This is a genomic window from Staphylococcus sp. 231237_7MaSpsaltlick, from assembly GCF_043107035.1.
Map to the genome: position 1 here is coordinate 1 of NZ_JBICNX010000014.1, position 15,156 is coordinate 15,156.

14 protein-coding genes and 1 rRNA gene are annotated in these 15,156 nt (G+C 31.2%); 3 read left to right on the top strand and 12 right to left on the bottom strand.

The window, feature by feature from the left end; all coding sequences use genetic code 11:
• The 4 genes from ACF91D_RS20995 to bcp all read right to left on the bottom strand — a co-directional run.
• A 16S ribosomal RNA gene (locus tag ACF91D_RS20995) occupies positions 1 to 67 on the bottom strand; the annotation flags it as partial.
• 675 nt (positions 68 to 742) lie between these two features.
• Positions 743 to 1,192 carry a peroxide-responsive transcriptional repressor PerR gene (gene perR / locus ACF91D_RS21000; RefSeq protein ID WP_042739153.1) on the bottom strand — a complete coding sequence of 150 codons (450 nt, stop codon included), beginning with the start codon at positions 1,190 to 1,192 and terminating at the stop codon, positions 743 to 745.
• Positions 1,193 to 1,287: 95 nt separating this feature from the next.
• Complete coding sequence (locus ACF91D_RS21005; protein ID WP_119624573.1) at positions 1,288 to 2,238, bottom strand: phosphoglycerate dehydrogenase; 951 nt, start codon at positions 2,236 to 2,238, stop codon at positions 1,288 to 1,290.
• A 6-nt stretch (positions 2,239 to 2,244) separates the two neighbouring features.
• Complete coding sequence (gene bcp, locus ACF91D_RS21010) at positions 2,245 to 2,700, bottom strand: thioredoxin-dependent thiol peroxidase (RefSeq protein ID WP_107527636.1); 456 nt, start codon at positions 2,698 to 2,700, stop codon at positions 2,245 to 2,247.
• An 81-nt stretch (positions 2,701 to 2,781) separates the two neighbouring features.
• On the opposite strand from bcp, the gene ACF91D_RS21015 reads away from it, so the two are divergent.
• Both ACF91D_RS21015 and ACF91D_RS21020 read left to right on the top strand, forming a co-directional pair.
• Positions 2,782 to 4,071 carry a glutamate-1-semialdehyde 2,1-aminomutase gene (locus tag ACF91D_RS21015; protein WP_042739156.1) on the top strand — a complete coding sequence of 430 codons (1,290 nt, stop codon included), beginning with the start codon at positions 2,782 to 2,784 and terminating at the stop codon, positions 4,069 to 4,071.
• Positions 4,072 to 4,147: 76 nt separating this feature from the next.
• The gene (locus ACF91D_RS21020; RefSeq protein ID WP_107527637.1) at positions 4,148 to 5,242 is read left to right on the top strand and encodes an FUSC family protein; all 1,095 of its coding nucleotides are present in this window, start codon (positions 4,148 to 4,150) and stop codon (positions 5,240 to 5,242) included.
• Between the two features lie 58 nt (positions 5,243 to 5,300).
• Here the strand turns inward: ACF91D_RS21020 and ACF91D_RS21025 are convergent, their stop codons facing one another.
• From ACF91D_RS21025 to mutY, 3 genes are all read right to left on the bottom strand, one after another.
• Positions 5,301 to 7,037 carry an ABC transporter ATP-binding protein gene (locus ACF91D_RS21025; protein WP_107527638.1) on the bottom strand — a complete coding sequence of 579 codons (1,737 nt, stop codon included), beginning with the start codon at positions 7,035 to 7,037 and terminating at the stop codon, positions 5,301 to 5,303.
• A 207-nt stretch (positions 7,038 to 7,244) separates the two neighbouring features.
• Positions 7,245 to 7,787 carry a nucleoside tri-diphosphate phosphatase gene (ntdP, locus tag ACF91D_RS21030; protein WP_042739159.1) on the bottom strand — a complete coding sequence of 181 codons (543 nt, stop codon included), beginning with the start codon at positions 7,785 to 7,787 and terminating at the stop codon, positions 7,245 to 7,247.
• 74 nt (positions 7,788 to 7,861) lie between these two features.
• Positions 7,862 to 8,908: an A/G-specific adenine glycosylase gene (mutY, locus tag ACF91D_RS21035; RefSeq protein ID WP_107527639.1), complete on the bottom strand. Its 1,047-nt coding sequence runs from the start codon at positions 8,906 to 8,908 to the stop codon at positions 7,862 to 7,864.
• Positions 8,909 to 9,028: 120 nt separating this feature from the next.
• Between mutY and ACF91D_RS21040 the strand changes: the two genes are divergently transcribed.
• The gene (locus ACF91D_RS21040) at positions 9,029 to 10,006 is read left to right on the top strand and encodes a metal-dependent hydrolase (RefSeq protein ID WP_107527640.1); all 978 of its coding nucleotides are present in this window, start codon (positions 9,029 to 9,031) and stop codon (positions 10,004 to 10,006) included.
• A gap of 116 nt (positions 10,007 to 10,122) precedes the next feature.
• Here ACF91D_RS21040 and ACF91D_RS21045 read toward each other — a convergent pair whose 3' ends face one another.
• The 5 genes from ACF91D_RS21045 to sgtB all read right to left on the bottom strand — a co-directional run bounded on the left by ACF91D_RS21045 (position 10,123) and on the right by sgtB (position 14,662).
• Positions 10,123 to 10,968, bottom strand: coding sequence for a sugar ABC transporter permease (locus ACF91D_RS21045; RefSeq protein WP_119624574.1), 846 nt, complete (start codon positions 10,966 to 10,968; stop codon positions 10,123 to 10,125).
• 9 nt (positions 10,969 to 10,977) lie between these two features.
• Positions 10,978 to 12,510, bottom strand: a complete 1,533-nt coding sequence (locus tag ACF91D_RS21050) for an ATP-binding cassette domain-containing protein (RefSeq protein ID WP_107528022.1) — start codon at positions 12,508 to 12,510, stop codon at positions 10,978 to 10,980.
• Between the two features lie 15 nt (positions 12,511 to 12,525).
• The gene (locus tag ACF91D_RS21055) at positions 12,526 to 12,840 is read right to left on the bottom strand and encodes a YfhH family protein (RefSeq protein WP_042739164.1); all 315 of its coding nucleotides are present in this window, start codon (positions 12,838 to 12,840) and stop codon (positions 12,526 to 12,528) included.
• Entirely contained in the window at positions 12,818 to 13,636 is an 819-nt protein-coding gene (gene recX, locus ACF91D_RS21060; RefSeq protein WP_107590095.1) for a recombination regulator RecX, read from the bottom strand. Before recX ends, ACF91D_RS21055 begins: the two co-directional genes overlap by 23 nt.
• A gap of 213 nt (positions 13,637 to 13,849) precedes the next feature.
• Positions 13,850 to 14,662, bottom strand: a complete 813-nt coding sequence (gene sgtB / locus ACF91D_RS21065; protein WP_042739166.1) for a monofunctional peptidoglycan glycosyltransferase SgtB — start codon at positions 14,660 to 14,662, stop codon at positions 13,850 to 13,852.
• Between the last annotated feature and the right edge of the window lie 494 nt (positions 14,663 to 15,156).

Here is a 15,156-nt window from a genome sequence, read left to right on the forward strand (position 1 = left end):
GCTCGACTTGCATGTATTAGGCACGCCGCCAGCGTTCATCCTGAGCCAGGATCAAACTCTCCATAAAAAATTATGATGTTTGATTAGCTCATAAAATACTAATTTGTGTTATCATTAACACGTTTTTTTGAACCAACGATTATCGTTGTGTTCGGAATTAACGTTGACATATTGCAATTCAGTTTTCAATGTTCATTAATGTGTTACAAGAATTTATTTTAACATTAAGTTTTTATTAAGTCAAGAATAAATTTCTTTTTTTATTTTATTAAGTTTGTTGCGTTTGTTAACTCAACATTTAATATTGTATAACCTTTCAACCACATTAACAAGTGTCAAATTTACACTTTTTAAATATTTGTTTGAGAAGTTAAATTCGTTCGCCGCCTTGTTTTGACGACTTTTATATAATATCAAGAGAATTCGTAATCGTCAATCATATTTATCAATATTTTTAGGTTTAATTTTACCTTTGTAATTACTAATTATCGATAATATGTACATAGATTTAAAATAGTGTAAATATTTGTGGCTATATTGCTTATATTTTACCTCATTTTCATGATTTTAAGCATCATAATTATAAAAATGTTTCAATTTTCGTATTATAAATATTCAAAATCACTGACTTGATTAATTTAGCAGTAACTTTAATTGTTATAAATTTTGAAATAAAAAAACACGAATCAATCAAATTGAGACGTGTTTCTTCTATAGTTAGTTATTTATAACAATGTTACTCTTACTTTTTATCTTGGCAATCTTTGCATAGTCCATAAATTTCCATTCGGTGATGCGTAACATTAAAGTCTGTTACATGTTGTGCTAATTGTTCCACTTCATCTAACTGTGGATAATGGAAGTCTACAATCTTACCACAACTCTCACAGATCACATGGTAGTGATTATGTGTATTAAAGTCAAATCGGCTAGAGGAATCACCATAAGGTAATTCTTTAACGAGTCCAATATCCTTAAAGACACGTAAGTTATTATATATTGTCGCAACACTAATATTTGGAAAATCAGGTGAAAGTGCTTGATAAATTTCATCAGCAGTAGGATGTGTCTCTGATGCAATAAGATACTTTAATATTGCTTGTCTTTGAGGTGTGATTCTAATCCCTGCATTTCTTAAAGATGCTATTGAATCTTCTAACTCATGTTCAATTGTGTCCATCTCTGCACTCATATCGTTCACCATCTTTCTATTTAATAATTATTATTACTTAATATAAATATAACTTCTAATTAAGGAATATGTCAATATACAAACATTATAATCCACTAATAACCTTGTTTCGCATCAACTTCATTCTCAATTAGATGGTTGTTATTGAGAAAATGAGTTAGATTCTTTGCAAATAAATCTGTAGCTTCTTGGAAGTTTTCCTTTCCATTTCCTGTAATATGAGCAGTTATTGTTACATTTGATAAATTAAACAGTTCATTTTGTTGCGTTAAAGGCTCTTTCTCAAAAACGTCCAGATAAGCATGTCTTATTACGCTATCCTTCAACACTTTAATCAATATATCTTCTTTAACTACGGATCCTCTACCAACATTTATAAATAATGCTGTATTTTTCATTTGTGAGAAATGCTCACTTGTTAATAGATGAATCGTGTTCTCGGTTTCTGGCAATGTGTTAACTACTATATCCGCTTCCGGTAATACACTCAATAACTCCTTTAATGGATATGTCTTATTAATACCATTTACTTTATGCCCTGTAGTATTAATACCTATAATATTCATATCTAAAGCTTGTAACACATGCGCTGTTCTTTGAGCAATTGTTCCTGTACCTAAAAAAAGTACGGTTTGTTTACCCACTCTATCTGCTGTTAGTTTGGAATCATATACTTTATTCTGTTGGTTTATATATGAGGTTCTCATTTTTTTATAATCATCTAAGATGAAGGCAGTAATAAACTCTGCCATTTGTTTTGCATGAATTCCTTTACCATTTGTCAATAAAATATTTTGATTAGCTATATAATTTAACGGCAGTTTATTAACACCCGTTGCATACCATGCTATCCATTTTAAGTTTGGACATTCAGTTAAAAAGCTTTCATCTAAATTGCTATCATAGCCAATTAAAATATCGAGCGTTGATCTATCAGATTTAGCAATTTCATTTACACCTTTAGTAAAAAGAAATTCGACATCTGGAAACCGATTTGTCAGCTCTTGTTCCAAATCTCCTAATCTTTTCAAACTTACGACTTTCACCTAACATCACCCCAATATATTCTTAAGTGTTTCCATCTGTGTTTTTACTTTTACTTTTTCAATAACATCTATGACTTTTCCTTCTTCATCTAATATAAATGTTGTTCGAACAATTCCCATAGATTCTTTACCGAATGATTTCTTCAATTGATAAACACCTGTAGCTTTGGATAATTGGAAATCTTCATCAACTAGCAAATCAAAATTTAACCCTAATTTTTCAATAAAGTTTTGGTGCTTTTTCTTACTATCACCACTAATACCAAATACATTAACACCTAGTTCATTAAAGCTAGCCAAGTTATCTCTAAAGTCACAAGCCTCCGTAGTACAAGTAGGTGTATTATCTCTTGGATAGAAGTAAAGTACTGTCTTATTACCTTTAATTGTTTCATTAGAAATAACTTCACCATTTTGATTTTCTAAGTTAAATTGTGGAAATATATCGCCTTTTTTCAACATCAAACTCACCCTATTCTGTTTATTATTAATTTTATGATACGATAATAGGCGAAAATATTAAATTAAAAGAGGTTGATATTAATGAATTTTACTGAAAGTGAAAGACTTCAACAAGCATCTAATGAATATATATTAGGAGGGGTGAACTCACCTTCTCGCTCATATAAAGCCGTTGGAGGTGGCGCTCCTGTAATGATGCGTTCTGGACAAGGTCCTTTCTTATTTGATGTTGATGGAAATAAATATATTGACTATCTACAGGCATACGGACCTATCATTACTGGTCATGCACATCCACATATTACTAAAGCAATTCAAGAACAGGCTGCTTCTGGTGTGTTATATGGTACCCCTACAGAACTAGAAATTGATTTTGCTAAAAAATTACGCGATGCAATTCCTTCTTTAGAAAAAATAAGATTTGTTAATTCTGGAACAGAAGCTGTGATGACCACAATCAGAGTAGCTCGTGCATATACTAAGCGTAATAAAATTGTGAAATTTGCTGGTCAATATCATGGACATTCAGATCTAGTATTAGTAGCTGCTGGTAGTGGGCCATCCCAATTAGGTTCCCCTGACTCTGCAGGTGTTCCTGAAAGTGTTGCAAAGGAAGTAATTACAGTTCCTTACAATGATATTGAATCATATAAAGAAGCATTGGAATATTGGGGAGATGATATAGCTTGTGTATTAGTTGAACCAATAGTTGGAAACTTTGGTATGGTGGAACCAAAACCAGGTTTCCTAGAACAAGTTAATGAACTTACACATAATAATGGTAGTTTAGTAATTTATGATGAAGTTATCACAGCATTTAGATTCCATTATGGCGGCGCCCAAGATTTATATAAAGTTTATCCTGATTTAACGGCTTTTGGAAAAATCATCGGAGGCGGACTTCCTATCGGCGGATATGGTGGTAAACAAGACATTATGGAGCAAGTTGCACCTTTAGGCCCTGCTTATCAAGCTGGTACAATGGCAGGTAACCCTCTTTCAATGAAAGCTGGCATAGCTTTATTAGAAGTTCTTGAACAAGATGGTGTTTATGAACACCTTGATAATTTAGGTAAAAGATTAGAAGATGGATTAAATGAATTAATTAGTAAACATAACATTACTGCAACAGTAAATAGAGTCTATGGCGCATTGACACTCTATTTTACAGATGAAAAAGTAACACACTATGATCAAGCAGAGAATTCAGATGGAGAAGCCTTTGCAAAATTCTTTAAATTAATGTTGAATCAAGGGATTAATTTAGCACCTTCCAAATTTGAGGCATGGTTCTTAACTACAGAACATACTGAAAAAGAAATTGACCAAACTTTAGCTGCTGCTGACTATGCATTTAGCCAAATGAAATAAACTTGAATTTTATCGACAATCGTTGTATAACAAGTATAAATAAAAAATAATATTTTATGATGAAGGAGCGGTACATTTGAAATTAGGAGCTCGTATTCTCAAAACAGGTATAGCTATTATACTTGCTTTGTTTATCGCTTCTCTACTACCTAATGAAGCTGGATTAAAAGCAATTGCTGGTGTCAGTGCAGTAGTCGCAATGCAACCAAGTGTCTATCGATCGTTAAAGATTGTATCAGAACAAGCACTTGGTAATGTAGTAGGAGCTTTATTAGCTGTAGCTATGGTTACAGTATTTGGTAATAATGTAGTCATATTAGGAGTCACTGTCATCTTATTAATAGCTATATTATTCCGATTTAACCTCGCACATGTGGCGACTTTAGCGAGTGTGACAGCATTGATAATTATGGGACAGCACACTGGAAACTTTTATATATCTGCATTTTATCGTTTCGTACTTGTTATGATTGGCGTCTTAAGTTCATCTGTTGTTAATCTGTTATTTTTACCACCAAAATTCGAATCGAAAATATACTATAATTCTCAAAACATATGCTCTGACATATTCGTGTGGTTTAAATTAGTCTTGAATGATACTTCTGAATATCAGAACATTAAAGAAGATAGAGGATTGATTAGTAAGCGTATCAATAGATTAGAACAGGTATTTGGCTATTACGAAGAGGAAAATCCATGGACCAAGAAGCACGTCTTTTCACAAAATAGGAAGAAGATACTATTTAAAGAAGTCGTTCGTAGTACTAGACAAGCGTATGAAGTATTAAAGAGAATGAATCGCTATCAAAATGACTTGCACAATCTCAACCACGAATTATTACTACAAATAAAGTTAGAAATTGATACGCTTATTGCATATCATGAGCAAATATTTGTCAGTCTATCCAAAAGAGCAAGATATGATGTAGGTCAACTAGATAGTCAAATTGAAAATCCACAAAAGAAAGATTTAATGGATGCCTTTCAAAAGGAAATTATTAAATCGCCTTATCAAACAGAATATTCATATGCAAATATAATGCAAATCATTGCAGCAATCGAAGAATACCGATATATACTCGAACATCTCGACCGATTGCGTATCAGTTTCTTTTCTTATCATCGTAATGACAATGAAATTGATATTGAGGCAGAAGATTTTGACTTATAACAAAAGAACCCCAAACACTAACTTAACTATTAGTGTTTGGGGTTTCTACTATATATTGTTAAAGATTTTGTATACTGTATAAATGTTCGTACGCACCTTTTTTACTCAATAAGGTTTCGTGATTACCAACTTCAACAATTTCTCCATTTTCAATAACCACAATTTTATCAGCATGTGTAATGGTAGATAATCTATGAGCCACAATTAACGTTGTACGATCTCTACTTAATACATTTAACGCATCTTGAATAATGGCTTCACTTTCTAAATCTAATGCACTTGTCGCTTCATCTAGAATGATAATTGGTGGATTATTCAAGAATATACGTGCAATTGAAACTCTTTGCTTCTGACCACCTGATAATTTTACGCCTCTTTCACCAACTTCAGTGTCATATCCTTCAGATAAATCCATGATAAAGTCGTGAGCATTCGCCATTTTAGCCGCTGCTATCACTTCTTCATCAGTTGCATCTGGTCGCCCAAGTAAAATATTTTCTTTGATTGTATCAGAAAATAATATATTATCTTGTTGCACTAAACCTATTTGATTTCTTAAACTACCCGTAAGATACGACTTAATATTTGTACCATCAATACGAATTTCACCATCAGAAACATCGTAGAATCTTGGTATCAAATTAATTAAGGTTGATTTACCTCCACCACTCATACCAACAAATGCTACTGTTTCACCTTGTTTAATATCAAGATTTATATTATTTAATATAGTAGATTCATCACTGTTATATTTGAAACTAACATGATCTAGTTCAATATGACCTTTTTTAATTTCAATTGGTAATGCGCCTTTTTTATTTTTTATATCGTAGCCTTCATCCATTAATTGAAATACGCGATCCATAGACGCGAAACTTTGAGTTAATGTTGTAAATGAAGAAACTAATCGACGAAGCGGTCCAAATAGTTGTTCTAAGTAACTCACAAATGCAGCCAAAGTACCAACTGTAATATTTCCTGTAATCGCAAAATACGCACCCACGCCGATTACGATAATTGGACCAATATCTGTCACAGTATTAATTGCTGAAAATGAGTAGGCATTCCATCTAGTATGTTTAAACGCACGATCTAAAAAGTGTCTATTATGTCTATCGAAATTTTTCTCTTCATTATCTTCAATAGCAAAACTCTTAATGACAGACATACCTTGAACTCGTTCATGTAAAAATCCTTGAACCTCTGCTAGTGCTTGAGATCTCTTACGTGTTAACTTTCTCAAACGGCCAAAGAAAAAATAAACAGTTAGAATATAGAACGGGAAGATTACGATTGCTGCCAATGTTAATTTCACATCTAAAAACATCATAATACTGAGTGCAATCACAATTGTTATACAGTCTAGCCAGATATTCATTAAGCCAGTAAGTATAAAATCTTTTGTCTGTTCTACATCATTAATCACCCTTGAAATAACTTGTCCTGCTTGGTTATTAGCATAAAAACGAGCGCTCAATGCTTGCAAATGGTTATATAATTTCTTTCTAATATCGTACAAAATTTTGTTACTTGTCCATTGTGCCAAATATTGCCTTAAAAATTCTATTGGTGGTCTGACAATCACAAAAATAAATGCTGCTATACCCAGAGCAATAGATAATCTTGTGAATTTTTCTGGTGTCGATATGTCACCGTTATTTATTACATCATCAATAACAAATTTAATTAATAACGGAATTAACATAGGGATACCAAATTTAATAATACCAATAATAATTGTAGCAATGATTCGCCATTTATATGGTTGCACAAACTTTAAATATCTGCGAATCATAATACATTTCCCCCCAAAAATATTATTACAAATGAAACAGCCCAAGTTGAAATTCAACTAAGGCTGTTGTAAACGCATTATCTTAGTTAGTTAATCATTACGCTAGCGATTACAGTTATATTTTTCACAAAATATAGCATAACTACATTTTGTAAGACATACCTATATTACTATAAATGATTATCTAACTTATCTCATTAAATATGCTTAATAATTTCTTACTTTCTTATATCTTTCACGCCACACTTTGATAAAGTCGGGAGCAAAAGGTCCTTTCTTTTGTTCTATCCATTGTTGTAAAATATCGACATTACGTCTTAATATTTCATCAATATCAGATGAATAATTCATTTGTTTCATATGTTGTTCATATTCATCTTCATCTAGCAAATGATATTTGCCATTTGGATAAACCTTTATGTCTAAATCATAATCGATATATTTTAACGCTTCTTCATCACACACAAAGGGTGACGAAAGATTGCAATAGTAATATACACCATCTTCTCTAAACATACATATCACATTAAACCAATATTCAGAATGAAAATAAACAATCGCTGGTTCTCTCGTTATCCATGTTCTACTATCGCTTTCAGTGACCAAAGTATGATCATTTCCACCGATTACAACATGATCCGTACCTTTTAATATAGTAGTTTCAGACCACACACGATGAATATTACCATCATGTTTATAACTTTGAATCTTTATCGTCTGTCCTTCTTTAGGTATGGATTCTTTAACCATGCTCCACACCACCTTTTCTTAGATTTCACAAGTTAAATTATAACATATCTTTGTTTCTTGCAACGAGTTTAGACCTACTCTGACTGACAAATATGATTATAAATTTTAGTCATACTTACTGGAAAGTTATATGATGCTTTATCTGTAAGTTTCATCCAGGTCATATTTTCAGGTAATACAAGTGAATTTTTTGTTATCGTTGATTCGGCAACAAACACTGATATATCCCATGTAATGTGAGTGAATTGATGTTTTAATGTATATACAGGCTTTTCATTAAATGAAATCTCCTGTCCTAACGTTTGCTGTATACTTTCATTGCTTTCAGCCTCATACATTGGAAATTCCCACATTTGATTAAGTAATTTTTGTGTTCGTTGTTCAATTAAATATTCATTATTTTCATTTTTCACGATATAAACATGTTGCTTTATATGTCTTTTCTTTACTTTTGTTGTTTTGACAGGTAATTCCAATACTGTCCCTTTCTCAAATGCTTCACACTGTGTTTGAACCGGACAAAATAGACAGAGAGGCGATTTAGGTGTACAAATGAGTGCCCCTAATTCCATCATAGCTTGATTAAATGTACCAGATTCATTTTGTACATATGGTAATAATTCTTGTTCAAATGCTTTTCTTGTTGACTGTAATTTGGTATCCCTGTAATCATTATTTAACCTAGACCAAACTCTAAAGACATTTCCATCAACCGTCGCCAATGGTTGGTTAAATGCAATGCTCATAACCGCAGCTTGTGTATATGGTCCTACACCTTTTAAATCGGCAAATTGTTGTGGGTCATCAGGCACTTTCCCCTGAAATTTATCAGCGACTTCTTTAATTGCTGTATGAAAATTTCTAGCCCTACTATAGTAGCCCAATCCTTCCCAGTATTTTAATACATCATCTTCATGTGCGTTACTTAAATCTTCAATTGTGGGAAACCTTTTCGTAAATCTAAGATAATAATCTATAACTGTTTTTACTTGTGTTTGTTGTAACATCACTTCGCTCAACCATATATAATATGGATTGGATGTTTCTCTCCAAGGCATTTCACGTTGATTTTCATCAAACCATGTAACTAAATTCGTTTTAAATTCATTTTCTTTAAACATCACACACATCTCTTTCTATTTTTCACGTAATTTTTTTCTTTTAATTAGTTGGGATATTTTTATTATTTTAAAAATTCGATTATAATAAATGTAACATTGATACGAAATGAGTGAAACATTATGGACACAGCTACACATATTGTCATGGGCATAGGCTTAACCGCTTTAGCAACTCAAGATCCTGCAATGGCTGGGTCTTTTGCAGCAACTGCAACAACTTTAGTAGTTGGCTCCCTCATTCCTGACGGTGATACAGTGCTAAAGTTAAAAGATAATGCAACTTATATATCAAATCATAGAGGTATCACACATTCAATCCCTTTTACAATATTATGGCCTCTATTAATAGCATTATTTATTTTCACTTTCTTTAAAAATGTTGATATCACTCATATATGGTTATGGGCGCAACTCGCAGTTTTTTTACATGTATTTGTAGATATATTCAACTCATATGGTACACAAGCATTGAGACCTATTACGAATAAATGGATTCAACTTAGCGTCATTAATACATTCGATCCAATTATTTTTGTAATATGGTGTATTGGCATTGCACTTTGGGTAATTGGATTACATCCTTTTGCTGTGTTTTTCCCTTTAATTGGCGTACTTGTTATATATTATATAATTCGGTTTCGAATGCAAGCAATTATTAAAAAACGTGCACTGCAACAGATACAACAAGAGCATCAACCGGTCAAAGTTTTCGTGGCACCAACAATGAAATTTTTTGAGTGGCGCGTGGCTATTCAAACAGAGTCATATGATTACGTTGGTCGAAGTTTTAGTAGAAATATTGTATTTAGTGATAAATCAAAACGTCATCCTTTTCCAAGTGACGATTTAATGGATTATGTAAAAAACGATAAAAACATTAAAACTTTTCTAAACTTTTCTTCTATTTATCGTTGGCAAGCGACTAAAAATGATGATGGTACTACTGAAATTCGTTTGATTGATTTACGTTATTTAAAAAACGGACACTATTCCTTTGTTGCCATTGCACATCTAGATTCGGATAATACTATCGATCATTCCTATATTGGTTGGGTATTTAGTGAAGATAAACTGCAAAAAAAACTTTTTGCAAAATAACAATTTGAAATTTGTTTAGAATGCTAAGTTAGATTTTGCAATTAAAATAACCCTTAACTATCTTGTCTAAGTCGTTGACAATGATAGCTAAGGGTTATTTTTTAATTACGTATCTATTAAGAAGGATTTGAATTTTGAACTGCTTCAGAATCTTCATCATTAATTTCAGTTTGGCTAGCTATTTTTTGTTGTTTACGTGCGAAAAATATATATTTTTTATTAGCAATTGTACGATACAAAGCATATATAATGACACATAACAATCCAATAAATAAATAGAAGTAAATATGATATGGCAAATTATTTAAACTCAACGCACCTAAAACGACAGACTGGGAAACGCCCTCAATAAGATAATATACCGGGTTTAACATTAAAATATGTGTCACAATACCTTCATTTGTAGTTGGAATAAAAATAATTGGCACAATAAAAAATGTTATCGCTGAAATAATGTAATATATTAAATTTAATTTCGTTGTTAATATAGAAATTAAACCCATAATAGTTGATACAACAACCATGAATATTAAAGCCATAATCACATAATATAATGTGGAAATAACAGAGCTTTCTATATTAACTGGCGTCGCAAAAATGATAATAATGAGTGAAATAAACATTAAGATACTAGACGCTATAGTAATAATAATATTTTGGAAAATCGGATTTATATTATATAACTTACTAATGAAGTAATCTTTCTTATAAATCAAATAAACTTGGTAAATCGTTATCCACATAAAAGAAAAGCTTGTAAGTGCTGCTAATCGATAATACGCACGCGCTTGTTTTATTTCTTCAGTGTTATTCATTTTAAATACCAACATCATAATAAATAAGATAATAATGCTAGCAACGAATGGCGCAACAAACCATATCCATCTTTCTTTAAAACGTACCAAAACATGTTTTAACAGATATGGTATATTTTTATAAAAATTAATCAAACTATCTATCATTATTCACACCTACAATTCAATATATAACCATTTATTATTTTTTAAATCTGCCATATAGTAACCGTCACCTGATTTAGTAATCCAGAAGTCACCTTCAATATCAAATTTCTTTTTCAATTTATCTTTATCCTTTATCGGAATAGTAAAGCCTGTTAATTTATTTTGATCATTGAAAATCATTGCTATAGGCTGTTGTACAATTGGTACAACAAATCGATTATCTTTATCAGTTTCTGGTACTAACGAATCTGTCACTTTGCCATGCTTTTTATGTAAATGACTGTTAAAAAATTCATTATAGTTACTATAATTTTTATGCATATATGGTGCTATACTTTTAAAACTATGTGATTCAAACAAACCTGCTGGATCAAAATAACGTAATTTGTTTTTCGCTATTCTATAATTCTTGTTGTCTACTACCACACGGTAATATTTTGTATTTTCTCCTGTTATGGTAACAAATCCATATTTAGCAACTGTCTTTGCAGCAGTATTCTGCATGCTATCTAATTTCACAGAATCAGCAAGTACTATTCCATATGCTAGCTTTTCTTCATATGGGTTTTTATGTTGGTTTTGAATTGTAGACTGATCAATATTTTGGTTAATATTTAATTTACCAATGTCATTGAACATTAAAAGAGCCATTATGATCAGCCCTATTAAAAATATACTGATTAAACTCCAAAATCTATAAAACGAAACTGGTGGTCTTACATGATTATAACGTTCAACGCGTCTAAAGTTATATGTTAATTCAGGTATACGTGCCCTAGACTTTTTCCAATCCACATCAAAATTTTCTTTTTCCTCAGCTGTCTCTAAAGAAGTACGATCAATTTCATGATCTCTATAAAGCGGTAGGACTTGTTTCAGCGAGCCTTCCTTTCTTAATTGACCATGTGAGAACCAAGCTATATAATTGCTCGTTCTTGCAACACGCTCGACATCATCCTCTATCATGACCATAGTTAAACTCTTGCTTATGTATTCATCCGTTAATTCAATTGCACGCTCAAAAAATGTCTCATCCAAATGTGAGATAACTTGGTTAAAGATAAGAATATTAGCATTAGATGTACGCGCCAACGTAAATAATAGACGCGCATAAGCTTCATCCGTTAGTTCATTTATCTTCGTCGTTTCCGCTTCTGTTAAATGAGCATATTTTAAAATCTGTTCTACTTTATGTTCAGATGCTTTATATGGAAATAATAATACCGCATTTTTCACATAATCAAGTACAGTATTATCTTGCATCGACCTATCTTGCATATCTGCATAAAATAAATCAGTCTTTCTTACAACCTTACCTTTATCAGGTTTAATTTCACCACTCAAAATACGACCGACACGTTCTTTAGAAGATTCTGGTTCACCAATAATACCTAATGCCTCACCTTGATAGATATGTAGGTTAATATTATTCAATTCTATATCTTCAGCATCATAACCAAAAGGTAGATACCATTTTTTAGATTGTTTATTTCTATAATAATGCGTTACATTAAGTAACTTTAAAATAATTGAACTACCCATTCTATCGTCATCCTTCTACAATTTTAATAATGCTACTGGCAATCCTTCTTCAGGTTCTGAACTATTAATTCTAAATCCCCATGCAAATATGCCCTTTAGACGTTCCACCTTAAAATAACTATCTGTACCATCATTTAATTTATAAATTTTGCCTATTTCTATTTTAGTTCTATCAACTAAATAGCTTTCGGCCACAATGACTTTACTTTGATAGACGTCATATTCATTTAAAATGCCATTCATCTCAGCTTTTCTCATTTTTTCTTTATAACCTTGAATTTCATGTCTTAATTCAATTTCACTCATCTCACTCAATTTCTTCTGTTCCACTATTGATACCACTCTCTTCTAACTTTGACTTGATTTTATCATAGGTATAACCTTTTCTCATAAGACCTTCTATTGTCTTATTGATCAATTGACTACCCGTATATTTTCTTGCATTTTTATTATAAACTTTTTCTAAATCTTTCTGTATTAATAGATCAACCTCTTCTTCAGATTGTGAAAAATCCATTTCAGACATAATTTCTTTTATCTTTTCAAAGGAATAGCCTTTTTGTAATAATGATTGCGTTAATTTTTCTTTTCTTTTAATACTTGGTCCCTTTTTTTGATTCCAAATTTTATTAGCTAATTTCAGAATATCTTCCAAAGGTTGTTCCGCTTCATAAAGTTGGCCATATTCATCTATAATTGATTTTTCAATACCAGATTGATGCAACTTCTGTTTATATACCCCAGGACCTTTGTCAGTAGTCAAAATCATTGTATTTTTTAAACTATTTGCAAAATCATTATGATCAATTAACTTTTCTTTATGACAATAATCAATTACTTTAGCTATTACCATTTCAGAAAATTCTTTCTTAACTAGATATTGTTGCACTTCAAATTCAGTTCTTTTTCTATAAGAAAGGTATTGTATTGCTGCATTTAAAGCCTGTCGATATGACTCGTATTTTTGAATCTTTTCCATATCACTCGCTTCTAAGATTTGACCTTTTTTCAAATTGAATTGGACAAAAGTATCAACATCTATTCCCATTTCAAATGCTTCATCTAAGTATAAATTGAATCGTTCTTTATTGTTTTTTTGCACTTCTATTTTTGTGATTTTCGGCATTTTACTCACTCCACTTAATAAGAATAACTTATATCACATATGAATGGAATTATAGTGACTATTATAATGTTTTTTTAAGCTTTATTTCAAAAAAATATTACCTCATTAGCTATATATACTGTTCCACCTATCCTATTATAAATTACAATTTTATATATTGAAATTATTGATACAAAAAACTCAACATCTACGTGAGAGATGTTGAGTTTCTACTTATACGCCTAATTGTTCAATAGCTGTACGATATTGCTCTTCAGTAATATAGTTTTGCTGTTTCATCTTTTCTAAATTAACTTTAACTCTATTAATAAAATTATCTGACATATCATTTAAATCATACACACTAGGTGCGTTCACCTTGCTCGCCAACATTGCACTTTGTAATACAGTAATTTGCGGTAAATTTGAATTATTCTTATTCGTTGTTGTACCAAAATAATGATTAGCGGCTGATTCAACTGTATATTGATTACTTCCAAAGTAAATATTATTTACGTAAAAACTTAAAATTTGATCCTTATCATATGTCTTTTCAACTCTATGCGCTACAAACAATTCTTTAATTTTACGAGTGATGGATTGTTCGTTATCATAAAAATAATTTTTAACAACTTGTTGTGTTAATGTACTACCACCTTGAACGTTATTGTCACTTAAAGTTGAAAATAATGCTCGAGAAGTACCTTTGAAATCAAAGCCATGGTGTTTGTAAAAACGTTCATCTTCCATTGCTACAAATGCACCTTTAGTGTAGTCAGGCATGTCTGCAGCAGATACATAACTTGATTTATCTTCTATACTCTTTAAATCATCAACATTTGCTTGCAAAGATAAGGCATACATAACACCTATAAAAATTGCGAAGATTAATACGATTGGTAATAATATTTTGAATATTAACCCCCTACCTTTTTTCTTTTTCTGTGGTTTACTCACCGGTTGAACATAAGTGTTATGGTAGGGCTGATTATAATTTTTCTCTTTTGACTGCATTGTGGATTGCTTGTAACGATCGCTTCTTTTCATGCGGCAGCTCCTTTATATTGCTCTCATTATATTATAAGTGAGTTTAACAAGAGTTTAAACGTTTATCTACAAGAAAGTACAAAAATCAGTCGCAAGGTGTATGAATATCTCAATACCAAGTTTTAAAAAGCTTCAAATAAATAGTTATTTTCGCATAGTGAGCAAATAAAAAAATGTCACTCTCTACTATTAAATAGAAAATAACATTTTTGCTTTAATCAAATTGATTAATAAAACAGTTTAGGACATTTGTCTTTCAGGCTAAAATAAAATCAATGATTTTTACTGATAAATGCTTTGTAATTTTACTTAATTCTTCATTACTTAACTCGTTTTTCAATTCTTAGTTTACCTCAGTGATAATTTCTGTCTCAATTACTTCATTATAAAGTGTCTTATTTTTTGTAGTAATAACATATAAGAACTGCGTTTTGTCTGCGAGTTACCTGAGGGAGTAGGATGCGTGTCGAGACCGAGGGTCGACCTAACCCCAA